General features: G+C 56.6%; 21 protein-coding genes. 1 reads left to right on the top strand and 20 read right to left on the bottom strand.

Features of this window, described 5'->3' with window-relative positions; all coding sequences use genetic code 11:
- Positions 1–19 precede the first annotated feature (19 nt).
- From surE to K3169_RS08150, 5 genes are all read right to left on the bottom strand, one after another.
- Positions 20–769, bottom strand: coding sequence for a 5'/3'-nucleotidase SurE (gene surE, locus K3169_RS08170; protein WP_231665647.1), 750 nt, complete (start codon positions 767–769; stop codon positions 20–22).
- A complete protein-coding gene (gene truD, locus K3169_RS08165; protein WP_231675599.1) occupies positions 757–1,815 on the bottom strand; it encodes a tRNA pseudouridine(13) synthase TruD in 1,059 nt (352 codons plus the stop codon). Before truD ends, surE begins: the two co-directional genes overlap by 13 nt.
- Positions 1,812–2,285: a 2-C-methyl-D-erythritol 2,4-cyclodiphosphate synthase gene (gene ispF, locus K3169_RS08160; RefSeq protein WP_231675600.1), complete on the bottom strand. Its 474-nt coding sequence runs from the start codon at positions 2,283–2,285 to the stop codon at positions 1,812–1,814. The genes truD and ispF overlap by 4 nt, the downstream gene beginning before the upstream one ends.
- Positions 2,286–2,338: 53 nt before the next feature.
- Complete coding sequence (gene fghA / locus K3169_RS08155) at positions 2,339–3,184, bottom strand: S-formylglutathione hydrolase (RefSeq protein ID WP_027898788.1); 846 nt, start codon at positions 3,182–3,184, stop codon at positions 2,339–2,341.
- Between the two features lie 90 nt (positions 3,185–3,274).
- Positions 3,275–4,387 carry an S-(hydroxymethyl)glutathione dehydrogenase/class III alcohol dehydrogenase gene (locus K3169_RS08150; RefSeq protein ID WP_231675601.1) on the bottom strand — a complete coding sequence of 371 codons (1,113 nt, stop codon included), beginning with the start codon at positions 4,385–4,387 and terminating at the stop codon, positions 3,275–3,277.
- 106 nt (positions 4,388–4,493) lie between these two features.
- On the opposite strand from K3169_RS08150, the gene K3169_RS08145 reads away from it, so the two are divergent.
- Positions 4,494–5,387 (top strand): LysR substrate-binding domain-containing protein, encoded by an 894-nt coding sequence (locus K3169_RS08145; protein WP_231675602.1) that lies wholly within the window; start codon positions 4,494–4,496, stop codon positions 5,385–5,387.
- Positions 5,388–5,757: 370 nt separating this feature from the next.
- Here the strand turns inward: K3169_RS08145 and ispD are convergent, their stop codons facing one another.
- The 15 genes from ispD to bamA form a co-directional block, all read right to left on the bottom strand.
- On the bottom strand, positions 5,758–6,459 hold the full coding sequence (gene ispD, locus K3169_RS08140; RefSeq protein ID WP_263272245.1) for a 2-C-methyl-D-erythritol 4-phosphate cytidylyltransferase: 702 nt from the start codon (positions 6,457–6,459) through the stop codon (positions 5,758–5,760).
- A 36-nt stretch (positions 6,460–6,495) separates the two neighbouring features.
- Complete coding sequence (gene ftsB, locus K3169_RS08135; protein WP_027898792.1) at positions 6,496–6,774, bottom strand: cell division protein FtsB; 279 nt, start codon at positions 6,772–6,774, stop codon at positions 6,496–6,498.
- A 189-nt stretch (positions 6,775–6,963) separates the two neighbouring features.
- On the bottom strand, positions 6,964–8,250 hold the full coding sequence (gene eno, locus K3169_RS08130; RefSeq protein WP_027898793.1) for a phosphopyruvate hydratase: 1,287 nt from the start codon (positions 8,248–8,250) through the stop codon (positions 6,964–6,966).
- A 164-nt stretch (positions 8,251–8,414) separates the two neighbouring features.
- Complete coding sequence (gene kdsA / locus K3169_RS08125) at positions 8,415–9,260, bottom strand: 3-deoxy-8-phosphooctulonate synthase (RefSeq protein WP_027898794.1); 846 nt, start codon at positions 9,258–9,260, stop codon at positions 8,415–8,417.
- A gap of 17 nt (positions 9,261–9,277) precedes the next feature.
- Positions 9,278–10,909 (bottom strand): CTP synthase, encoded by a 1,632-nt coding sequence (locus K3169_RS08120; RefSeq protein ID WP_095093583.1) that lies wholly within the window; start codon positions 10,907–10,909, stop codon positions 9,278–9,280.
- Positions 10,910–11,174: 265 nt separating this feature from the next.
- Complete coding sequence (tilS, locus tag K3169_RS08115) at positions 11,175–12,515, bottom strand: tRNA lysidine(34) synthetase TilS (protein ID WP_263270932.1); 1,341 nt, start codon at positions 12,513–12,515, stop codon at positions 11,175–11,177.
- Between the two features lie 137 nt (positions 12,516–12,652).
- On the bottom strand, positions 12,653–13,600 hold the full coding sequence (locus K3169_RS08110) for an acetyl-CoA carboxylase carboxyltransferase subunit alpha (protein WP_263270930.1): 948 nt from the start codon (positions 13,598–13,600) through the stop codon (positions 12,653–12,655).
- Positions 13,601–13,713: 113 nt separating this feature from the next.
- A complete protein-coding gene (gene dnaE / locus K3169_RS08105; protein ID WP_231675605.1) occupies positions 13,714–17,235 on the bottom strand; it encodes a DNA polymerase III subunit alpha in 3,522 nt (1,173 codons plus the stop codon).
- A 74-nt stretch (positions 17,236–17,309) separates the two neighbouring features.
- On the bottom strand, positions 17,310–17,960 hold the full coding sequence (gene rnhB, locus K3169_RS08100; RefSeq protein ID WP_099269925.1) for a ribonuclease HII: 651 nt from the start codon (positions 17,958–17,960) through the stop codon (positions 17,310–17,312).
- A gap of 11 nt (positions 17,961–17,971) precedes the next feature.
- Positions 17,972–19,111 (bottom strand): lipid-A-disaccharide synthase, encoded by a 1,140-nt coding sequence (lpxB, locus tag K3169_RS08095; protein ID WP_263270927.1) that lies wholly within the window; start codon positions 19,109–19,111, stop codon positions 17,972–17,974.
- Positions 19,112–19,113: 2 nt separating this feature from the next.
- Positions 19,114–19,890, bottom strand: a complete 777-nt coding sequence (gene lpxA / locus K3169_RS08090; RefSeq protein WP_027898800.1) for an acyl-ACP--UDP-N-acetylglucosamine O-acyltransferase — start codon at positions 19,888–19,890, stop codon at positions 19,114–19,116.
- On the bottom strand, positions 19,887–20,327 hold the full coding sequence (fabZ, locus tag K3169_RS08085) for a 3-hydroxyacyl-ACP dehydratase FabZ (protein ID WP_027898801.1): 441 nt from the start codon (positions 20,325–20,327) through the stop codon (positions 19,887–19,889). The genes lpxA and fabZ overlap by 4 nt, the downstream gene beginning before the upstream one ends.
- A gap of 111 nt (positions 20,328–20,438) precedes the next feature.
- The gene (gene lpxD / locus K3169_RS08080; protein WP_099269921.1) at positions 20,439–21,494 is read right to left on the bottom strand and encodes a UDP-3-O-(3-hydroxymyristoyl)glucosamine N-acyltransferase; all 1,056 of its coding nucleotides are present in this window, start codon (positions 21,492–21,494) and stop codon (positions 20,439–20,441) included.
- A gap of 3 nt (positions 21,495–21,497) precedes the next feature.
- The gene (locus K3169_RS08075; protein WP_027898803.1) at positions 21,498–22,001 is read right to left on the bottom strand and encodes an OmpH family outer membrane protein; all 504 of its coding nucleotides are present in this window, start codon (positions 21,999–22,001) and stop codon (positions 21,498–21,500) included.
- A gap of 45 nt (positions 22,002–22,046) precedes the next feature.
- Positions 22,047–24,419, bottom strand: a complete 2,373-nt coding sequence (bamA, locus tag K3169_RS08070; RefSeq protein WP_231675608.1) for an outer membrane protein assembly factor BamA — start codon at positions 24,417–24,419, stop codon at positions 22,047–22,049.
- Between the last annotated feature and the right edge of the window lie 67 nt (positions 24,420–24,486).

Raw genomic sequence — 24,486 nt, 5'->3', positions numbered from 1 at the left:
TCATCTTGCTCGCGCGACATCAAAGAAGGCCCTCCAGCCATTTGTTCAGGCTAGCGAACCCGTCCTGGTAAGTACGATCAAGCTGCAAGGGAGTAACAGAAACATAACCCTGCATCACTGCATGAAAATCCGTGCCTGCACCGCCATCCTCTGCGTCACCGGCAGCTGCAATCCAGTAGCCGGCCCGACCGCGTGGGTCAACGACCTTGATCGGCGCTGCAGCTCTCGCCCGATGACCAAGACGGGTCAATTGAATACCCCGAATACGATCAACGGGCAGATTGGGAATGTTCACGTTCAACACTGTGCGCGGTGGCAAATCAAGCTGCTCATGAGCCTCGACCAGCATTCGCGCGTAATGCGCAGCGGTCGCCAGGTTATCCGGCTGACGCGACAGGAAAGAGAACGCAAATGAAGGCTTGTTCAGGAATCGACCCTCAAGCGCTGCCGCCACGGTACCGGAATACAGCACGTCGTCCCCCAGGTTCGCGCCCAGGTTGATACCCGACACGACCATATCCGGTTGCACGTCCAGCAACCCGTTAAGGCCCAGGTGCACACAATCGGTCGGCGTACCGTTGACGCTGATGAAACCGTTCTCCAAGGCATGGGGATGCAAAGGCCGGTCGAGCGTCAACGAGCTACTGGCGCCGCTTTTGTCTTGATCGGGGGCGATCACCACGCACTCGCTGTAATCGGCCAGCGCCGCATACAACGCAGCGAGACCGGGTGCGGTGACCCCGTCATCGTTAGAAATCAGAATACGCATGAGCTGTCCGTCTGCCCAACCGGCGCCAGATCAACAAGTTCGCGCACCAGTACAGTGGCGAAGCATCCGGGCGGAAGGACGAATTCCAGTTGCAGAATGTCAGGCTCGGGATAATGCCACGTCAACCGCCCAATGGGCAGTCGCAGGATGCGTCGTTCGTGCTCCATTCCTGCTCTTGTGAGCCAGTCGCGCAATGCCGACTCGCGATTGGCCACGTCATTTTCCAGCGCGGCCGTGGCTCCGGAGGCTGGCGATGGGCCTTCTCCCCATTGCGGACCGGTCGGATGCAGATCGAGAATCGCCAGCCGAGGATCGCTGCATTCATTTTCGCCCGCCGGGAAGAAACTGCGGCTGTCGGTGAATGCCAGCAAATCGCCCACCTGAGCAACCTGCCATGAACCATCAGCAACACGGGACGCCAGGACCTGATTGAACAGGTAACTGCGAGCAGTGGATAACAGTCGGGAACGCACTGCACGCTGCTCCGGCAATGCCTGACGCGCAGCGTAATCGCGTGCTTCCCCCAGATTCCCGCCCTGGTAGCCAAATCGCTGGGCACCGAAGTAATTGGGGATCCCGGCCTTGGCGATCAACTCAAGTCGCGCGTTCAGCGCGTCTTTGTCGACATTCAGTTGGGTCAGACGCAACGTGAATCCATTTGCAGCATGGGCACCGCGTTGAAGCTTGCGCTTGTGACGGCTGCTTTGAAGAATTTTCAGGGTCTCGTTTTCCGCCGAACTCAAGTCGGGGTCAGCCTTGCCCGGCAACTGGATGCTGAACCATTGACGAGTCAGGGCCTGACGATCCTTCAACCCGGCATAGCTGACAGTCCTCAACTGAACGCCAGCAGCACGCGCCAGACGGCGGGCGGCTTCCTCAGTGTTGAGGCCGCGTTTCTCGACCCATAACCATAAATGCTCGCCATCGCCGGAGAGCGGGATGTCCAGCACTTCATCGACCTGAAAATCTTCGGCGGTCGCCTTGAGCACCGCGCTGCCCAGCGGCTGACCATAGGCTTGCGGGCCCAGCAGTTCTGATTCGGTCATGCGGACAGCAACAGCGCGACGGCGTGAACGGCGATGCCTTCTTCACGACCTGTGAAACCGAGCTTCTCAGTGGTGGTTGCCTTGACGTTCACTTGATCCAGCTCGACTTGAAGATCCTCTGCGATCAATGCCCGCATGGATTCGATATGAGGGGCCATTTTCGGTGCCTGAGCAACAATCGTCGCGTCCACATTGCCCACTTTCCAGCCCTTTCTTTTCACCAGCTTCAAGACGTGGCGCAGCAATGCGCGGCTGTCAGCGCCTTTGAACTGCGGATCGGTGTCCGGGAAATGCTTGCCGATATCACCCAGTGCGGCCGCGCCGAGCAATGCATCACTCAAGGCGTGCAGCAGAACATCACCATCGGAATGAGCGAGCAGGCCGAATCGATGAGCAATGCGCACGCCACCCAGGGTGATGAAGTCGCCTTCAGCGAAACGGTGCACATCATAGCCATGGCCAATACGCATAAAAAAACGCCCTGAAAAAAGTCAGGGCGTGATTCTACCTACTTTGTCGACGCTTAGCTGTTCAACGCGTCGCCATGATGCCGCAGGTGGTCTTCAATAAAGCTGGCGATGAAGAAATAGCTGTGGTCGTAACCGGGCTGCATCCGCAATGTCAGAGGATGCCCCGCCGCTTTCGCCGCCTGAACCAGCGCTTCGGGCTTGAGCTGGTTGGCGAGAAAGTCATCGCGATCACCCTGATCCACCAGTATCGGCAGCTTCTCGCGCGCATCGGCAATCAGCACAGTGGCATCCCATTCGCGCCAGCGGGAGCGCTCTTCACCCAGGTAACGGGAAAAGGCTTTCTGCCCCCAAGGGCAATCCATCGGATTAGTGATCGGCGAAAACGCCGAGACCGATTTATAGCGCCCCGGATTACGCAACGCGCAGATCAGCGCACCATGGCCGCCCATGGAGTGGCCGCTGATCCCACGCGCCTGCGAAGCCGGGAAATGCTCCTCGACCAACGCAGGCAATTCGTTCACTACGTAGTCATGCATGCGGTAATGCCTGGCCCACGGTTCCTGGGTGGCATTGAGGTAGAACCCGGCACCGAGGCCAAAATCCCACGCGCCATCAGGATCCCCCGCAACACCAGGGCCACGCGGGCTCGTGTCCGGCGCAACGATGATCAACCCCAACTCGGCCGCGACGCGTTGAGCCGCCGCCTTCTGCATGAAGTTTTCATCGGTACAGGTCAGACCGGAAAGCCAGTACAGCACTGGTAACTTGCCACCCTGCTCAGCCTGTGGCGGCAGGTAGACAGCAAACACCATGTCACAGCCGAGCACCTCGGAATGATGCTTGTAACGCTTGTGCCAGCCGCCAAAGCTTTTCTGACAGGAAATATTCTCTAGAGCCATGGTCGTAAACTCCCAGGCACAAGCTACAAGCTTCAAGCTGCAAGAGGCGCGGAACCCTCTTGTAGCTTGTCGCTTGAAGCTTGCAACTGCTTAAAAGTGAATGACTGTGCGGATGCTTTTGCCTTCGTGCATCAGGTCGAATGCTTTGTTGATGTCTTCAAGTCCCATGGTGTGGGTAATAAAGGTATCCAGCGGGATTTCGCCTGTCTGAGACTTTTCGACGTAGCTTGGCAGTTCGGTACGACCACGCACGCCGCCGAAAGCCGAACCGCGCCAGACGCGACCGGTCACCAGCTGGAATGGGCGAGTGGCAATTTCCTGACCCGACGGCGCTACGCCGATGATCACCGATTCGCCCCAGCCTTTGTGGCAGCATTCCAGCGCGGCACGCATCAGGTTCACGTTACCGATACATTCGAAGCTGTAATCCACACCACCGTCGGTCAATTCAACGATCACATCCTGAATCGGCTTCTCGTGATCTTTCGGATTAATGAAATCGGTCGCACCCAGTTCACGGGCCACGTCGAATTTCGCCGGGTTGATGTCGATTGCGATGATCCGCGAAGCCTTGGCCATTTTCGCGCCGATGATCGCAGCCAGGCCGATACCACCCAGACCAAAGATGGCGACAGTCGCACCCTCTTCGACTTTGGCGGTGTTGAGCACAGCACCAATACCGGTGGTGACGCCGCAGCCCAACAGGCAGACTTTTTCCAGCGGAGCTTCTTTCGGGATTTTGGCCAGAGAAATTTCCGGCACCACGGTGTACTCGGAGAACGTCGAGCAACCCATGTAGTGATAAACCGGCTCGCCGTTGTAGCTGAAACGGGTCGTGCCATCAGGCATCAGGCCTTTGCCCTGAGTAGCGCGAACTTTCTGGCAAAGGTTGGTTTTGCCGGACTTGCAGAACTTGCATTCCCGGCACTCGGCGGTATACAGCGGGATCACATGGTCGCCGACTTCCAGGGACGTAACGCCTTCGCCGATGGCCTCAACAACACCGCCGCCTTCGTGACCCAGAATGCACGGGAACACACCTTCAGAATCGGCACCGGACAACGTGTAAGCGTCGGTATGGCAAACACCGGAGGCAACGGTACGAATCAACACCTCACCGGCCTTTGGCGCTTCGACGTCAACTTCAACGATTTGCAGCGGTTCATTGGGGGCAAAGGCAACAGCAGCACGTGACTTGATCATCAATCTTTCTCCAACGAGGTTAAAACGATGGAGGGAGTGTAAAGCACTGCCGTTTAGTTAATAATCCGATCAAAAGCAAAACATTATTGCTGAACAGGGATAATCGATGTACACCAACCGCTGGGAAGGCCTGGATGAGTTCGTCGCAGTGGCCGAATGCGGGCAGTTCACGGCAGCAGCTGAACGTATGGGCGTTTCGTCCTCGCACATCAGTCGGCAAATCGCCCGCCTCGAAGAACGCTTGCAGACACGCCTGCTGTATCGCAGCACCCGGCGGGTCGCGCTGACCGAGGCGGGTCAGACTTTCCTGCACCATTGTCAGCGCTTGCAGGATGGTCGCGAGGAAGCGCTGCGCGCAGTCGGCGACCTGACCAGCGAACCCAAAGGCTTGTTGCGCATGACCTGTGCAGTAGCTTACGGCGAACGCTTTATCACGCCGCTGGTAACGCGCTTCATGGACCTCTATCCTCAGATCCGGGTGGAAATCCAGTTGAACAATGACACGTTGGACATGGTTCATGAGGGACTGGATCTCGCCATCAGGTTAGGCCGACTACAGGACTCCCGCCTGGTTGCAACGCGCCTCGCGCCACGCCGGATGTACCTGTGCGCATCGCCGTCCTATCTGGAGCGATACGGGCGACCGCACAGCCTGTCGGAGCTAAGCCGACACAATTGCCTGATCGGCAGCAGCGACACCTGGTTGCTTCAACAAAACGGACGGGAGTTTTCCCAGCGTGTTCAGGGTAACTGGCGCTGCAACAGTGGGCAGGCGGTGCTTGATGCTGCGCTGCACGGCGTGGGGTTATGTCAGCTACCGGATTATTACGTATTGAGCCATCTCAACAGTGGCGCGCTGGTTTCTCTGCTGGAGACTCATCAACCGCCGAATACTGCGGTATGGGCGTTATATCCCCAGCAGCGGCATCTGTCGCCAAAGGTGCGCAAGCTGGTGGATTATCTGAAAGAAGGGTTGGCGTTGCGGGATGAGTATCGTTAGGCACCTGGACTCGGCGAATACAGGGGCTACCCACATCAAATTGATTCAACGATACCCACGTCGCGGCTGAGACTGGTTTCGCCCTAACGGTCGAGCCCCTTTTGTTACGGCAAAAGGGGCGAAAACCATTTTGCGCTGACGTACGGCCCCGGCTTCGCAGGGGTACCTTCGACTCCGGTGCCGTGGTGTGGGCACGCGCCGACGGGCCATCCATGGCCCAACGGCGCTCGCTCGGCATCCATGCCGAGCGACCCACACCACGACACCTGCGCTCAGCCTTCCGACGCTATTTCCGCGGTGTTTTTGAGGTTGATATTCGTCGTGATGATGCAAAATCAAACGCATCAGTAACATGCAGAAAATTAGCTAATCAGCGATTGAACTCGCTACGCCGCTGCCGCAACCACTCAAGATCCTCAGGACGAGTGACCTTGATGTTGTCCGAGCGTCCTTCGATCAATCGGGGCGACTGTCCTGCCCATTCGATGGCAGACGCTTCATCGGTAATGGCAACGTCGGAGACCAGACCGTCAGCCAGCGCACGGTGCAGCGCGCCCAGGCGAAACATCTGCGGGGTATACGCTTGCCAGATCAGGCTACGGTCTACCGTTTCGGTGACACGGCCATCAGGCCCCGCACGCTTGAGCGTGTCGCGGGCTGGAACGGCCAGCAGCCCACCCACCGGGTCATCGGCCAGCTCACCCAGCAGGTTATCCAGATCTGAACGCGCCAGATTAGGCCGCGCGGCATCGTGCACCAACACCCAATCATGGTCATCCGCACCTTGGGCATGCAAATGCAGCAACGCGTTGAGCACCGAATCCGCACGCTCTTTGCCGCCATCAACCCGCGTAATCCGCGAATCCAGCGCACACGGCAGATTGGGCCAGTAAGGGTCGTCCACAGCCAGACTGATCACCAGGCCATTGAGACGGGGGTGATCGAGAAAACAGAGAAGGCTGTGTTCAATAATTGTCAGGCCGCCCAGTTGTAAGTATTGCTTGGGACGATCTGCGGCCATACGGGCACCAACACCCGCGGCAGGAATGACTGCCCAGAAGGCAGGAAGGATGCACTTATTCACGAGGTAAGCTTCACAGAGCCAGCTTCATTGTGCCAACTGATAGAGCGTTTCGCCTTCCTTGACCATGCCCAGTTCATGACGAGCACGTTCTTCGACGGTTTCCATACCTTTTTTGAGCTCAAGCACTTCAGCGTCCATGACCCGATTGCGCTCAAGCAGTGCTTCGTTTTCGGCATGTTGGTCAGCGATCTGCTGATTAAGGCTGGCCACTTGCGCCAGACTCCCGTTCCCTACCCACAGGCGATATTGCAGGCCTGCAAGCATCAGGATCAGGACGAGAAACAACCAGTTAGGACTGCGCATTGAATATCAGGTACCCAGTAAAAAAGACAGCAGAGCCGACAACGTGAAGCCAACAATACAACAGGGACTGAGGGCATAGAGCCTGGCAAGGCCAGGCTCTATAGCGGTCTTAGCCGCATCAATGCTGATCAATCATCCGGGAAAGCAGGCGATTGTCACAGCACCGGCTGTCTTTTTACCATCTCGGTGTCAGCCGCGAAACTCGCCGCGACCACGGTATACCGCCTTGGCACCCAGTTGCTCTTCAATACGCAGCAACTGGTTGTACTTGGAAATACGATCAGAACGGCTCAACGAACCGGTCTTGATCTGACCCGCGGAAGTACCCACTGCCAGATCGGCAATCGTGGAATCTTCGGTTTCGCCAGAGCGGTGCGAAATAACAGCGGTGTAACCAGCAGCCTTGGCCATCTGAATGGCTTCAAGCGTTTCGGTCAGGGTACCGATCTGGTTGAACTTGATCAGGATCGAGTTACCGATTTTCTTGTCGATGCCTTCCTTGAGGATCTTGGTGTTGGTCACGAACAGGTCGTCACCTACCAGTTGCACCTTGTCGCCGATCTTGTCGGTGAGAATCTTCCAGCCATCCCAGTCGGACTCGTCGAGACCGTCTTCAATGGATATGATCGGGTGCTTACTGACCAGATCGGCCAGGTAGTCAGCGAAACCGGCGGAGTCGTACTCGCCTTCTTCGCTCAGAACGTATTTGCCGTTCTTGTAGAACTCGCTCGCCGCACAGTCCAGCGCCAAGGTCACGTCGGTCCCCAGCTTGTAGCCAGCGTTGGCAACAGCTTCGGCGATAGCGTCCAGTGCATCGGCGTTGGAGTTGAGGTCAGGTGCAAAACCACCTTCGTCACCTACGGCGGTGTTCAGGCCACGAGCCTTCAGCACAGCTTTGAGGTGATGGAAAATCTCGGTGCCCCAGCGCAGGCCTTCGGAAAAGGTCTTGGCGCCGACAGGCTGAATCATGAATTCCTGAATGTCGATGTTGTTATCGGCATGCTCGCCACCGTTGATGATGTTCATCATCGGAACCGGCATCGAGTAAACGCCCGGCGTACCGTTCAGGTTGGCAATGTGCGCGTACAACGGCAGATCCTGATCCTGAGCAGCGGCTTTCGCGGCGGCCAGGGATACAGCGAGGATCGCGTTGGCGCCCAGGCTGGCTTTGTTTTCAGTACCGTCCAGAGCAATCATGGCGCGGTCCAGCGCTTGCTGGTCAACCGGATCCTTACCCAGCAACAGGTCGCGGATCGGGCCGTTGATGTTGGCTACAGCCTTGAGAACGCCCTTGCCCAGGTAACGGCTCTTGTCGCCATCACGCAGCTCCAGCGCCTCGCGCGAGCCGGTTGAAGCACCGGACGGAGCGCATGCGCTGCCGATGATGCCGTTGTCGAGGAGCACATCTGCTTCCACGGTGGGATTGCCACGGGAGTCGAGAACTTCACGACCTTTGATGTCGACGATTTTTGCCATTGTTGTAAACACTCCAAGATTGACGAAAACGACGCAGCTGGGAAATGCCTGTCGCTCAAGGGCTCATTACAGGGCAGACCTTAGAGCGACAAACCCCGACCTGGGGCCGGGGGATGTAAACGTGCGGCACTTTACCGGAGGCTAACCTGCCGGAGAAGCCCGATTTAAGCGGTTTCTACTGCCGGGAAGCTTTTGACCAACTCATCCAGAGCCTTGAGCTGAGCCAGGAATGGCTCTAGCTTGTCCAGACGCAAGGCGCAAGGGCCGTCGCATTTGGCATTGTCCGGATCAGGATGAGCCTCAAGGAACAATCCAGCGAGGTTTTGACTCATGCCGGCCTTCGCCAGTTCCAATACCTGCGCACGACGACCGCCAGCAGAATCCGAACGACCGCCTGGCATCTGCAGGGCGTGGGTCACGTCGAAAAATACCGGGTAGTTGAACTGCTTCATGATGCCGAAACCGAGCATGTCCACAACCAGGTTGTTGTAGCCAAAACTGGTGCCGCGCTCACAGAGGATCAGTTGATCGTTACCGGCCTCTTCACACTTGCTCAGGATGTGTTTCATTTCCTGAGGGGCGAGGAACTGGGCTTTCTTGATGTTGATCACAGCGCCAGTGCGGGCCATGGCAACCACCAGATCGGTCTGACGCGACAGGAAAGCAGGCAGTTGAATGATGTCGCAAACTTCAGCGACAACCTTGGCCTGCTCTGGCTCATGCACGTCAGTGATCAACGGTACATTGAAGGTCTTTTTAACTTCTTCAAAAATCCGCATGCCCTCTTCCAGGCCAGGGCCACGGTAGGAGTGCATGGACGAACGATTAGCTTTGTCGAAACTGGCCTTGAACACATATGGGATACCGAGCTTTTCGGTAACCCGTACATATTCTTCGCAAATCTGCATGGCCATGTCACGGGACTCGAGAACGTTCATGCCACCGAAAAGCACCATTGGCTTGTCATTGGCAATGTCGATTGAGCCTACGCGGATAGTCTTCTGAGCCATGTTCTGAGTTTCCCGAATCAAGAATTTTTCTTGTGTTGAGTCAGTGCAGCCTTGACGAAGCCGCTGAACAGCGGGTGACCGTCGCGAGGTGTGGAGGTGAACTCAGGGTGGAACTGGCAAGCCACGAACCATGGATGATCCGGGGCTTCGACCACTTCTACCAGCGCACCATCACCGGAACGACCCGACACTTTCAGGCCGGCTTCCAGCAACTGCGGCAGCAGGTTGTTGTTCACTTCATAGCGATGACGATGACGCTCAACGATCACGTCGCTGGCGTAGCAGTCGTGTACCAGCGAGCCTGGCTCAAGCTGACATTCCTGAGCACCCAGGCGCATAGTGCCACCCAGATCGGAGCTTTCAGTACGGGTTTCAACCGCGCCGGTGGCGTCAGCCCACTCGGTGATCAGACCTACAACAGCGTGCGCGCCATTGCGATCGAATTCAGTGGAGTTAGCGTCTTTCCAGCCCAGCACGTTACGAGCGTACTCGATCACGGCCACTTGCATGCCCAGGCAGATACCCAAGTACGGAACCTTGTTTTCACGAGCGAACTGAACGGCAGTGATCTTGCCTTCCACGCCACGCAGACCGAAGCCGCCTGGCACCAGAATCGCATCAACGCCTTCCAGCAGCGCAGTGCCCTGGTTCTCGATGTCTTCAGAGTCGATGTAGCGCAGGTTGACCTTGGTACGGTTGGTGATGCCAGCGTGACTCATCGCCTCGATCAACGACTTGTAAGCGTCCAGCAGTTCCATGTATTTGCCGACCATGGCGATGGTGACTTCATGCTCAGGGTTAAGCTTGGCGTCTACCACAGCGTCCCACTCGGACAGGTCTGCGCTGTTGCATTGCAGGCCGAAGCGCTCGACGACGAAATCGTCCAGACCCTGAGAGTGCAGGATGCCCGGAATCTTGTAGATGGTATCGGCGTCTTCCAGCGCGATAACGGCACGCTCTTCCACGTTGGTAAACTGAGCGATCTTGCGACGCGACGAAATGTCGATCGGGTGATCGGAACGGCATACCAAAACATCAGGCTGCAGGCCGATGGAGCGCAATTCCTTCACCGAGTGTTGGGTCGGCTTGGTTTTGGTTTCGCCAGCGGTCGCGATATAAGGAACCAGTGTCAGGTGCATCAGCATGGCGCGCTTGGCACCTACTTCGAAACGCAACTGACGGATCGCTTCCAGGAACGGTTGCGACTCGATGTCACCCACGGTGCCGCCGATCTCGACCAGAGCAACATCGGCATCGCCTGCGCCCTTGATGATCCGGCGTTTGATTTCGTCGGTGATGTGCGGAATAACCTGAATGGTCGCACCCAGATAATCACCACGGCGCTCTTTGCGCAGGACGTGTTCGTACACACGACCGGTGGTGAAGTTGTTGTTCTGGGTCATGGTCGTGCGGATGAACCGCTCGTAGTGGCCAAGGTCCAGGTCAGTTTCAGCGCCGTCATGCGTGACGAACACTTCACCGTGCTGGAACGGGCTCATGGTACCCGGATCGACGTTGATGTAGGGGTCAAGCTTCAGCATGGTGACCTTAAGTCCCCGCGCCTCCAGGATGGCCGCCAATGAAGCCGAGGCGATGCCTTTCCCCAATGAAGAAACAACACCGCCCGTGACGAAGATGTAGCGCGTCATGAAAAACCCTAGAAGTCTGCGTTAAAGCGGTCAGAGCCGCCGGGGAAAGCGAAGGAAGGCCGAAGCCCCCGATTACCGACAAAATTCACGGTGAACTCCCGAACTGCTGGATTGAAACGGACTGACTGAAAAAGCCTGTCAATTGCGCGCCACATGTCAAGAATCATCCAGCAAAGACTGGTTGGTAACCGGCAACTCATGTCGATCCAAAAGGATCCACAGAAGCTGTATCAAGAAGGGAGCGTAGTCTACCGGAATTGGGCTTTCAGCTCAAACTTTGGTCATTCGTCGGCGGCACCCAATGCAACACCCAGCTTTCATGGCCGCAAACATTGAGCGCAGGCAGGTTTGCCACCGCCAGAATTTCGCCGTTCCGGAACAGCAGCGGCAATCGGCCGCGGACAAATAGCGGTATTTCGCGCTCATTGAGCAGACGCTTGAGATCGCGACGTCCGCGGCCCGGCAGGCTGAGCACCTCTCCTCCCTGGCGATAGCGCACCTCCAGCAGTCCCGAAGGAGTTTCACCGTCAATGAAAACCTGACCGTTACCAGGCAGTTCCATCGCATGTCGCGCATCCATCCAGGACTGAGCGGGCTGCATCAGAGGTTGCAGCCAACTGTCGGAAAGCCACCAGATACGCCCCTGATCACGATGCAATTCTCCATCGGCCAGCCGCCACACCGGGCGCCCGCCCGGCCCCGCGTCCCGGAGATTTTCCCAGCCAACCCAATGATCGCTGTCCGGCAGTCGGGTCAGCGGTGCAAGCCAATGGCGCAGCGCGTTTCGTTGCCTGGCGGGAGACAGGTTAGCCAGCTCAGGCAGTGCCAGAGAGGGCACCTTGAGCCAGCCAAATGCATGGAGTGATTGCGCCGACTCCAGATCAGCCTGGGCCAGTTCCTCAAGCAATTGCTGCGCTTCATCCAGATGAGCGGCCGTGCGCGCCATACTCGCGGTCGCCTGCGGCCAGCGGGACTTCACTACCGGCAGTACCTGACTGCGCAGGTAGTTGCGCGAATAATGAGAGTCTTCGTTGCTGGGATCTTCAACCCAGAGCAGACGATGCTTACAGGCGTAGGCCTCCAGCTCTTCCCGGGAAACGCTCAACAAAGGCCTGAGCAGATGCCCATGTCCCAACGTGCGGCTAACCGACATGCCCGCCAACCCCCGAACCCCCGCGCCGCGCAACAAGCGAAACAGCAGGGTTTCAGCCTGATCGTCCTGATGCTGACCGGTCAGCAGCACTTCATCCTTAGCCAGGCGATCACTGAAAACCGCATAACGCGCATCGCGTGCGGCCTGTTCGATGCTTGCGCCCGGCTTGACCTGCACGCTGATCACTTGCAAAGGAACGCCAAGCGCGTCGCAAACCTGCTGGCAATGCAGCGGCCACGCATCAGCAACAGCCTGTAGGCCGTGATGAACATGTATGGCATTGAGAGGCGGCAGGTTTTCGCGTTTTGCGAGTTCAACCAGGAGGTGAAGCAAGACAGTTGAATCCAGGCCACCGGAAAAACCGACATACCAGGCCGGCGCGCTGCGCCAGGGTGCCAGGACTTGAAGAAGCCTGGCGGGGAGATCATGACCGGAGGGTTTGGATGTGGTCATTAGACTTCATTGCTTCCTGTGGGAGCGAATTCATTCGCGAAGAGGCCCGTACAGCCAAAACATCTTCACCGTCTTACTGAATGCCTTCGCGAATAAATTCGCTCCCACAAGAACGCGATTGAAGCGTCGCCTCTGAATCAGAGACCGTAGCTCATCAAACGATCATAACGACGAGCCAGCAGCGCATCGTTATCGAACTTCTTGAGCATCGCCAGCTGGCTGCTCAATTCCTGACGGATTGCCAGTGCAGCAGCGGCCGGGTCGCGGTGCGCACCGCCCAGAGGCTCGGAGATGACTTTATCGACAATCCCCAGGCCTTTCAGGCGATCAGCCGTAATGCCCATGGCTTCAGCAGCGTCCGGTGCCTTTTCCGCGGTTTTCCACAGAATCGACGCACAGCCTTCCGGAGAGATAACTGCGTAGGTGGAGTACTGGAGCATGTTCAACTGATCGCAGACACCGATTGCCAATGCACCGCCAGAACCACCCTCACCAATAACAGTGGCGATGATCGGCGTTTTCAGACGCGCCATGACCCGCAGGTTCCAGGCAATTGCTTCGCTCTGGTTACGCTCTTCGGCATCGATACCCGGGTATGCGCCCGGTGTGTCGATGAAGGTCAGGATCGGCATCTTGAAACGCTCGGCCATTTCCATCAGACGACAGGCCTTGCGATAGCCCTCAGGACGCGGCATACCGAAGTTACGACGAACCTTCTCACGCACTTCACGGCCTTTCTGATGGCCAATGACCATAACCGGCTGACCTTCCAGACGGGCAACACCGCCAACAATCGCAGCGTCGTCGGAGAAGTGACGGTCGCCATGCAGCTCGTCGAACTCGGTGAAGATGTGCTGAATGTAGTCCAGAGTGTACGGACGACGCGGGTGACGCGCCATGCGTGCAATCTGCCAACTGGTCAGGTTGCTGAAAATGCTTTCGGTCAGCGTGTTGCTCTTGTCTTGCAGTCGCGAGATCTCATCGCCAATGTTCAGCGAGTTGTCATTACCTACCAGGCGCAATTCTTCAATCTTGGCTTGCAGGTCAGCGATCGGCTGTTCGAAATCAAGAAAATTCGGGTTCATAGGCATCCGTCTTGGGTCGACGGCCAAGAGGCCGGCCGGTTGATCCGTTAGCGCCTTACCTTACGGGAACAGGCGCATTCAGGTCGAGTTTAAAAAATTCTGGGCTGATGCTTTCAGCGATACTGCAGGAAGACGTTCTCACGTCCGAACTGGTCACGCAGAGCTTGAATCAAGCTGTCTGCGGGATCAATTCGCCACGCTTCGCCGAACTGCAGCAAGGCCTTGGCATCCAGCCCGGTGTAATCCAGAGTGATCGGGCACGCACCGCGATGGCGCTTGCACAAATCGCCAAGCCAGCGCAGCCGGTCGCCTTTCAGCGCTTCGGCACGCACAGTCAGACGCAAGCTTTCTGCCAGATTTGTACGCGCATCTTCGATGCTCATCACGCGCTTGGCACGCAAGCGAAGACCACCAGAGAAATCGTCGTTGCTGACCTCACCCTCGACCACCACCATCGCGTCGGTCTGCAGCAATGCCTGCGCCGAATGAAACGCTTCGGCAAAAAGCGAAGCTTCTATTCGTCCAGAGCGGTCGTCAAGGGTGATAAACCCCATCTTGTCGCCCTTCTTGTTCTTCATGACCCGCAACGCGATGATCAGACCTGCGACGGTCTGAGTGTCACGCGCCGGCTTGAGGTCGATGATTCGTTGCCGTGCAAAACGGCGAATCTCGCCTTCATATTCGTCAATCGGGTGACCGGTCAGGTACAGCCCAAGGGTTTCCTTCTCGCCGCGCAAACGGTCCTTGAGACTACCTTCCTTGGCCTTGCGATGATTGGCATACACATCGGTATCTTCTTCGACGAACAGTCCGCCGAACAGGTCCGAATGGCCGCTGTCATGACTGCGTGCAGTCTGCTCGGCGGCCTGAATCGCTTCTACCAGGGAGGCCAGCAACACTGCGCGGTTGCGGTCGATATTGGCCTGGTACGCTTTGGGTTCGGTTTCAAAGTAAGGACCGAGACGATCAAGTGCACCACTGCGAATCAGACCATCCAGGGTCCGCTTATTGACGCGCTTGAGGTCGACACGGGCGCAGAAATCGAACAGATCCTTGAACGGTCCGTCTTCACGGGCTTCGGTAATCGCTTCAACCGGGCCTTCACCCACCCCCTTGATCGCGCCAAGGCCGTAAATGATGCGGCCGTCTTCACTCACCGTGAACTTGTATTCGGACGCGTTCACATCCGGCGCATCCAGGCGAAGCTTCATGATCCGCACTTCTTCGATCAAGGTCACGACCTTGTCGGTGTTGTGCATATCCGCCGACAGCACCGCGGCCATGAACGGCGCCGGGTAATGGGCTTTCAGCCAGGCCGTCTGATACGACACCAGGCCATAGGCAGCCGAGTGAGATTTGTTGAAGCCATAACCGGCGAATTTTTCCACCAGGTCGAAAATGTTACCGGCCAGATCCGGGTCAATATTGTTGGTCTTGCAACCCTCAATGAAGCCGCCGCGCTGCTTGGCCATTTCTTCGGGTTTTTTCTTACCCATGGCCCGTCGCAGCATGTCCGCACCGCCGAGGGTATAACCGGCCATGACCTGGGCGATCTGCATTACCTGTTCTTGATAAAGAATGATGCCGTAAGTCGGCGCCAGAACAGGTTTGAGCCCTTCGTATTGATAATCGACGTGCGGATACGACAGTTCAGCGCGACCGTGCTTACGGTTGATGAAGTCGTCCACCATGCCCGATTGCAGAGGCCCCGGACGGAACAGGGCCACCAGTGCGATCAAATCTTCCAAGCAGTCGGGCTTGAGCTTTTTGATCAGCTCCTTCATGCCGCGCGACTCAAGCTGGAACACCGCTGTCGTTTCAGCCTTCTGCAGCAACTGATAAGTCGGCGCGTCATCCAGCGGAATGAAGGCGATATCCAGCGGCTCTTCGTTGACCTTGGCACGGTCACGGTTAATCGTTTTCAGCGCCCAGTCGATGATGGTCAGGGTCCGCAGACCGAGGAAGTCGAACTTCACCAGCCCCGCCGCCTCGACGTCGTCCTTGTCGAACTGCGTCACCAGACCACTGCCCTCTTCATCGCAGTAAATGGCCGAGAAGTCAGTCAGTTTGGTCGGTGCGATAACCACACCACCGGCGTGCTTGCCGACGTTACGCACAATGCCTTCGAGCTTGCGCGCCATCTCCCAGATCTCGGCAGCTTCTTCATCGACCTTGAGGAAGTCCCGCAGGATTTCCTCTTGCTCGTAGGCTTTCTCAAGGGTCATGCCGACTTCGAACGGGATCATCTTCGAGAGGCGATCAGCCAGGCCGTAAGACTTGCCCTGGACCCGCGCCACGTCCCGCACCACCGCCTTGGCGGCCATGGAACCGAAGGTGATGATCTGGCTTACAGCATTACGGCCATACTTCTCGGCCACGTAATCAATCACGCGGTCCCGGCCATCCATGCAGAAGTCGACGTCGAAGTCAGGCATGGATACCCGCTCCGGGTTCAGGAAGCGTTCGAACAGCAGGTCATATTCGAGAGGATCAAGGTCGGTAATCTTCTGCACATAGGCCACCAGCGACCCGGCACCCGATCCCCGGCCGGGACCTACCGGTACGCCGTTGCTCTTGGCCCACTGAATAAAGTCCATAACGATCAGGAAGTAGCCGGGAAAGCCCATCTGGATAATGATATCCAGCTCGAAATTCAACCGGTCGACATACACCTGACGCTTGGCTTCATAGTCCGGCGTCGTCTCTTTAGGCCAAAGTACCGCGAGGCGCTCTTCAAGCCCTTCAAACGAAACCTTGCGGAAATACTCGTCGATGGTCATGCCATCAGGAATCGGGTAGTCAGGCAGGAAGTGAGTACCCAGCTTCACATCGATGTTGCAGCGCTTGGCGATTTCCACCGAGTTTTCCAGCGCTTCAGGCAGATCGCTGAACAGCTCGGCCATTTCCTCGGCGCTTTTCAGGTACTGCTGGTCGCTGTAATTGTGCGAACGACGCGGGTCATCCAGCGCACGCCCTTCACCGATGCAGACACGGGTTTCATGCGCTTCGAAATCTTCCTGCTTGATGAATCGCACATCGTTGGTCGCCACCAGCGGCGCACCGTGGCGGTCGGCCAGGGCTACCGCGGCGTGCAGATGCTCTTCGTCATTGGGGCGATTGGTGCGCTGCACTTCGACATAGAAACGATCAGGAAATACCGCCATCCATTCGCTCAACAGCTGATCGGCATCTGAGGGGTTATTACCCAGCAACGCCATACCGATCTCGCCCTCTTTCGCCGCTGACAGCGCGATCAGGCCTTCGTTGGCTTCGGCAACCCACTCGCGCTCAATGATGATCTGGCCGTTGCGCTGACCATCAATGAAGCCACGGGAAATCAGTTCAGTCAGATTGCGGTAGCCCTTGGCATTCATGACCAGCAGGCTGATGCGACTCAACGCGGCATCTTCGTCCTTGTTCGACAGCCACAGGTCTGCACCGCAGATAGGCTTGATCCCCGCGCCCATTGCCGCCTTGTAGAACTTGACCAGCGAGCACAGGTTGTTCTGATCAGTCACCGCAACGGCAGGCATATTCATGGCTGCGAGGGTTTTGACCAGCGGTTTGACCCGTACCAGGCCATCGACCAGCGAATATTCGGTGTGCAGGCGTAGATGAACGAAAGAAGCCGGCATGGAGATCCTATAGCGCTAGAACAAAAACGAAGGCCCGGATTGTACCGGGCCTTTGGCAAAACATCAGCCCACTGTCAGTTCAATGGGAAAATCGACGCTGAAGACATTGTCGACTGGATCATTGCATCCCGCGCAGCATAAGCAGCACGCACCGGCCCGAAAGAGCGCCTGTGAATCGGCGTCGGTCCGAGACGCGCAAGAGCTTCGAGATGCACAGGTGTTGGATAACCCTTGTGCCCGCCGATCCCGTAACCGGGATACTTGAGTTCCATGGCAGCCATCTCACGGTCACGGCTGACCTTGGCCAGAATAGACGCAGCGGCGATCGCCGGAACCTTGGAGTCGCCCTGAACCACCGGCGCACTGGGCACCGACAACTGCGGGCAACGATTACCGTCAATCAAAGCCAGTTTCGGCGTAATCATCAGGCCTTCAACAGCACGCTTCATGGCCAGCATGGTGGCATGCAGAATGTTCAACTCATCGATTTCTTCGACTTCTGCCCGGGCAATGTGCCAGGACAGTGCTTTCTCGCAAATTTCATCAAACAGCAATTCGCGCCTGGCCTCTGTCAGCTTCTTCGAATCGTTAAGCCCCAGAATCGGGCGACGCGGATCGAGAATAACCGCGGCAGTCACCACAGCACCACAAAGCGGACCGCGACCCACCTCATCAACGCCGGCAACCAGTTCTTCTACCAGATTGAAATCCAGACCCATTTGCATTGAACGCGAACTCACAGTGAAGGCGAATGACCAATCAGGTTCAACACCGCTTCGGCGGCCTGATTGGATGCATCGCGACGCAAGGTCCGGTGTATTTCGTCAAAACCCGCAGTCTGCACCAGACCATCATCCAGAAGCGGCAGCAATTGCTGCACCAACGCATCAGGAGTGGCTTCATCCTGCAACAGCTCAGGCACCAACAGGCGCTGAGCGAGAAGATTGGGTAGCGAGACGTAGGGGCTTTTCACCAGACGCTTGAGTATCCAAAAAGTAAGCGGCGCCATGCGATAGGCAACCACCATGGGGCGCTTGTACAGCAGTGCTTCCAGAGTCGCCGTGCCCGACGCAATCAATACCGCATTGCAGGCGGCCAGCGCTACATGAGAGCGACCGTCGAGCAACAACACCGGCAAATCGCGGCCCTGCAACAATTGCTCGATCTGCAGGCGACGCTGGGGGCTTGCGCACGGCAAGACAAATCTCACCTCGGGGCGCACCGCCAGCAGACGCTCGGCAGCGTCGAAGAACAAACTGCCCAGACGCCCGACTTCACCACCACGACTTCCAGGCATCAACGCAACAACCGGACCATCACCAAACCCCAGCTCGACACGAGCAGTAGCTTGATCCGCCTGCAGCGGGATAGTGTCAGCCAGCGGATGCCCGACAAACTTGACCGGCACGCCTTTTTCTTCATAGAAGCGCGCCTCGAAGGGCAGCAACGTCAGCATCAGATCGCAGCCTTCGCGAATCTTGAGGACGCGCTTCTGACGCCATGCCCACACCGACGGGCTGACGTAGTGCACCGTCTTGATGCCGGCACGACGCAGTTGAAGCTCGATATTGAGGGTGAAATCCGGTGCATCGATGCCAATAAAAACATCTGGCTTTTGATCGATAAGGGTCTGGATCAGCGCCTTGCGTTTAGCCAACAATTCGCGCAATCGACCCAACACCTCAACCAGCCCCATGACCGAAAGACGTTCCATCGGGAAATAGGAGGCCATACCTTCGGCTTCCATCAGCGGGCCGCCGACGCCGATGAACTCAACCTGAGGATGACGCGCCTTGATGGCACGCATAAGACCGGATCCGAGAATGTCCCCGGACGCCTCGCCAGCGACTAAAGCGACACGCAATACGCTGGACATGATTAGCGGGTGATGCCGCGGGTCGAGGTCTGGATGGACTCAAGGAACACCGCAACCTCCGGAAACAAGGCAGCAGGCTCAGCCAGTTCGGCGATGGCCTGATCAACCGTCAGCCCCTGGCGATAAACTACTTTGTAGGCGCGGCGCAACGCGTGAATAGCCTCTTCACTGAAGCCGCGACGACGCATGCCCTCGAAGTTCATGCTCCGGGCTTCGGCAGGGTTACCAAATACGGTAACAAACGCAGGAACGTCCTTGCCAATGGCGGTACCCATGCCGGAAAAACTATGGGCGCCAATGTGGCAGTACTGATGGACAAGGGTGAAACCGGAAAGGATCGCCCAATCTGCAACGTGCACATGACCCGCCAACGCAGTGTTGTTGACCAGAATGCAGTTATTGCCGATAACGCTGTCGTGACCGATGTGTGCATAGGCCATGATCAGGTTATGGTCGCCGATCGTGGTTTCAGCACGGTCCTGGATGGTGCCGCGATGAATCGTCACGCCCTCGCGAATCACGTTGTGATCGCCAATGACCAGACGCGTCTCTTCACCTTTGTACTTGAGATCGGGCGTGTCCTCGCCTACCGATGAAAACTGGTAAATGCGATTGTGCTTACCGATCCGGGTCGGCCCACGCAAAATCACGTGAGGCCCAACCACTGTACCCTCGCCAATTTCCACACCAGCTCCGATGATCGACCAAGGGCCGACCTCCACATTGTCAGCCAGAATGGCTGTCGGATCGATGATTGCGCGAGGGTCAATTAAACTCATAGTTTACGTTCCGCACAGATGATTTCTGCGGAGCAAACAGGCTTGCCATCCACCGAGGCGCTGCACTCAAACTTCCAGATCTGACGCTTGCAGCTGAGGAACTTCGCTTCAAGAATCAACTGGTCGCCCGGCAGCACTGGCTGGCGGAAACGCAATTTGTCCGATCCCACGAAATAATACAGCGTGCCATCGGCAGGCTTGGCGCCCAGCATTTTGAAACCAAGGATACCGGCAGCCTGAGCCATTGCCTCAATGATCAATACACCCGGCATGATTGGATGCGCCGGAAAATGGCCGTTGAAGAACGGCTCATTGATGCTGACGTTTTTATAAGCGCGAATACTTTTGCTCTCGACATCGAGCTCCACTACGCGGTCTACCAACAGGAACGGGTAGCGGTGCGGCAGGTATTCACGAATTTCGTTGATGTCCATCATTTCGAGGGGAAGCCTGTAGTCAAGATTGGGAGTGCGCGGCAATTGCGCTGCACTCCTCTGCAAATCAAGGAAGCAATTTATCGGCAGTGCACGCTTGATATGAAAAAAGTATCAGCCATCTGATGAAGCATTAACGCCTGAGGTCACTCCCTCAACAATCTTTTCCAGCTTTTGCAGTCGACGTGCCATGTCGTCGAGCTTGCGAATACGTGCAGCGCTTTTGCGCCATTCGCCCGCAGGCTGCATCGCCGTACCAGACGAATAAGAACCCGGCTCGGTAATGGAGTGGGTCACCATCGTCATGCCGGTGATGAAAACACCGTCACAAATGTCGATATGGCCTACCAGCCCAACGCCACCGGCCAGCATGCAGTGCTTGCCGATTTTGGTACTGCCGGAGATACCCACACAAGCGGCCATGGCAGTGTGATCACCGATCTGCACGTTGTGAGCGATCTGAATCTGGTTATCCAGCTTCACACCATTGCCAATTCGGGTATCGGCCAATGCACCGCGGTCAATGGCGGTATTTACGCCAATTTCCACATCATCACCGATCAGTACACCGCCAATCTGGGCAATCTTCTGCCAGATACCCTTCTCGTTGGCGAAACCGAAACCCTCGCCTCCCAGGACAGCACCTGACTGAATGACCACCCGCTTGCCGATGCGTACATCGTGATAAAGCGTAACCCGTGGAGCAAGCCAACCGCCTTCGCCGATTTCGCAACGGGCTCCAATGAAACACTGAGCCCCTACGGTAACACCAGCTGCAATTCGCGCCCCGCTCTCAACCACAGCAAACGCGCCGATGCTCGCAGCAGGATCAATCTGCGCATCATCAGCGACGACTGCCGTCGGATGAACCCCGGCAGTTGCCTTCGGCTTCGGATCGAACAGATGGGAAATACGTGCGTAGGCCAGATAGGGATCCGGCACCAGCAAAGCATCGCCAGCATATGAATCAGCATCGGCAGGCTTCAAAAGCAACGCCGAGGCTTGAGTATCAACGAGGAATTTACGGTACTGCGGATTTGCCAGGAAACTGACCTGACCTGGACCGGCCTCTTGCAAAGTGGCCAGCCCGGTAATTTCTTTATCCTCGGCGCCACGTAGCGTGGCCCCGAGGAACTCGGCCAATTGACCGAGTTTGATAGTCGCGGTCATAGGTTACTTCAGCTGGTTCATGCGCTCGATGACCTGGCGAGTAACGTCATACTGTGGCTTGACGTCAATCACTGCACCGCGCTCGAAGACCAGATCAAATGCACCTTTCTTGATCACTTCTTCAACAGCCTGATCCAGTTTTGGCTTCAGTTGCTTGAGCATTTCACGGTCAGCAACGGCCTTGGCTTCGTTCAGTTCCTTGGACTGGAACTGGAAGTCACGGGCTTTCTGCTTGAATTCAAGCTCAAGACGCTCGCGCTCAGGCTGGGCCATTTTGTCGCCACCGCTCACCAGACGATCCTGAATGCCCTTCGCGCTGCTTTCCAGAGTTTTCAGCTTGGTCAGTTGCGGACCGAACTTCTTCTCTGCATCAACGGCATATTTCTTGGCCGCATCAGATTCCAGCAAAGCCATCTGATAATTCAGAACGGCAATTTTCATGTCGGCAAAAGCCGGGCCTGCTGCGAGAACGGTTGCCAACAGTACCAATTGAGTCAACTTACGCACGATGTACTCCTACAGAATTCGCTGTCGTTATCTAAAGTCAGACGCTTAGAAAGTCTGACCAAGGGAAAATTGGAAAACCTGGGTTTCAGAATCGTCATCCGGTTTCTTGATCGGCATCGCCAAAGCGAAGCTCAATGGACCGAGCGCGGTAACCCACGTCACGCCTACACCCACGGAGCTGGCCATACCGGAAAAATCAACGTCGTTGCATTCAACCTTCTGACCATTGCGGGTGCGATTGGAGTCGCAGTTCGAGTCAAACACATTACCGACGTCCCAGAACAGAGAGGTACGCAGGGAACGTTGATCCTTGATGAACGGCAGAGGGAACATCACCTCTACGCCACCTTGTACAAGGATGTTGCCACCGAACGGAAGCGGATCCTGATCCGGGTCAACTCGTGTGCCTGGACGAGTACCACTGCTTGGGGTACTGCGTGGGCCAAGGGTGCTGTCCTTGAAACCACGAACCGAGTTGAAGCCACCGGCATAGTAGTTTTCATAGAACGGCAGACCTGAGGTCGAACCGTAGCCGTCGCCATAACCCAATTCTGTGTGCAGGCGCAGGGTGTAGTTGTCGGTAATCGGGTGGAAGTACTGAGCGCGATAGTCCAGTTTGTAGAACGACAGGTCGCTACCCGGCAACGTGGTTTCCAGTGTCAGGCTTTGGGAGTGACCGCGAGTCGCCAGCACACCTTTGTTCAGGGTGGATTCGGACCAGCCGATCGAGCCCTTGAAGTTCAGGTACTTGTCGCCTTCCTTGTCCACGAAGTCGAAGATTTCGTCGACGGTGTAGGTACCGGTCTTGATTTCGTCCTGCTGCACCGTCAGACCGTAAGTCAGACGAGAGGTCTCGTTGATCGGGTAGCCCATGCTGATACCAGCACCCAGGCTATCTACCGCATAGCTTGCAACGTCGACATCGAGGTCATCGTAGTCGGTGGTTCGGTAGAACGCGTTGTAACCCAGGCTCACACCATCAGCGGTCCAGTACGGATCGACGTAGCTGAAGTTGTAACGGCTCTGGTATTCGCTGCGCGTCAGGCCGATGCTGACCTTGTTACCGGTACCGAGGAAGTTGTTCTGACTGATCGAACCACCGAGGATCAGACCTGCGCTCTGTGCGAAGCCAACGCTGGCGGTGATCGAACCGGATGCCTGCTCTTCTACCGCGTAGTTAACGTCAACCTGATCGTCAGTACCCGGTACGGCAGGTGTCTCGACGTTCACTTCTTTAAAGAAGCCCAGACGGTCCAGACGAGTCTTGGACTGGTCGATCAGGTAGGTCGAAGCCCAGCCGCCTTCCATCTGACGCATTTCACGGCGCAGCACTTCGTCGGCAGACTTGGTGTTACCACGGAAGTTGATGCGGTTTACATAAGCACGCTTGCCTGGATCAACCACGAAAGTGATGTCGACAGTATGATCTTCGTCGTTAGGTGTCGGCACGCCGTTGACGTTGGCGAAGGTATAGCCTTCGTTACCCAGACGGCGGGTGATCAGTTCGGAAGTCGTGGTCATGACCTTACGCGAGAACACCTGACCTGGCTTGACCAGCAGCAAGGACTTGACCTGATCTTCGGGAACCTTGAGGTCTCCGCTCAACTTGACCGACTTGACGCTGTATTTCTGGCCTTCGTTGACATTGACCGTGATGAAAACGTTTTTCTTGTCAGGCGTGATCGAAACCTGAGTCGAGGCGATATCCATGTTGATATAGCCGCGATCCAGGTAGTAGGAACGCAGACGCTCGAGGTCGCCGGAAAGCTTTTCCCGGGCGTACTTGTCGTCGTTCTTGAAGAAAGAAAGCCAGTTGGTGGTCTTGAGTTCGAACAGGTCGATCAGGTCTTCATCAGGGAAGACACTGTTACCCACCACGTTGATGTGCTGGATGGACGCGACCGTGCCTTCATTGATGTTGATCTTCAGACCAACCCGATTGCGTGGCTGAGCAACGACCTCAGTCGCAACTTCAGCCGAATAGCGGCCCTGAGCAACATACTGGCGCTGCAGTTCGTTACGCACACCTTCAAGAGTTGCCCGCTGGAAGATTTCGCCTTCAGCCAGACCCGACTGTTTCAGACCCTTCATCAGGTCTTCAGTGGAGATGGCCTTGTTGCCTTCGATTTCGATACTCGCAACAGATGGACGCTCGACGACGGTGATGACCAGCACGTTGCCGTCACGACCCAACTGGATATCCTGGAAGAATCCGGTTTTGAACAGTGCGCGAGTGGCATCCACCAGACGACCATCATCCGCTTGCTCGCCAACGTTCAGCGGCAACGCACCAAATACACTGCCCGCGGATACCCGCTGCAGGCCGTTGACACGGATATCGGAGATAGTGAAGGACTCGGCGTGAACTTCGGCAATCATCAGTACGGCAAGAACCGCAGTTAGCAGCAGACGTTTCATGAAGTCCTTTCTTATTCCAACTGGCAATAAACAAACTGCCGCAAAATGCGGCAGATTCGCAACTCAG

Origin of the sequence: Pseudomonas phytophila, from assembly GCF_025643095.1 — a bacterium.
GTDB lineage: Bacteria > Pseudomonadota > Gammaproteobacteria > Pseudomonadales > Pseudomonadaceae > Aquipseudomonas > Aquipseudomonas quasicaspiana.
Note: the sequence above shows the minus strand (reverse complement) of the source record. Positions and strands in the feature narration are given on the sequence as shown.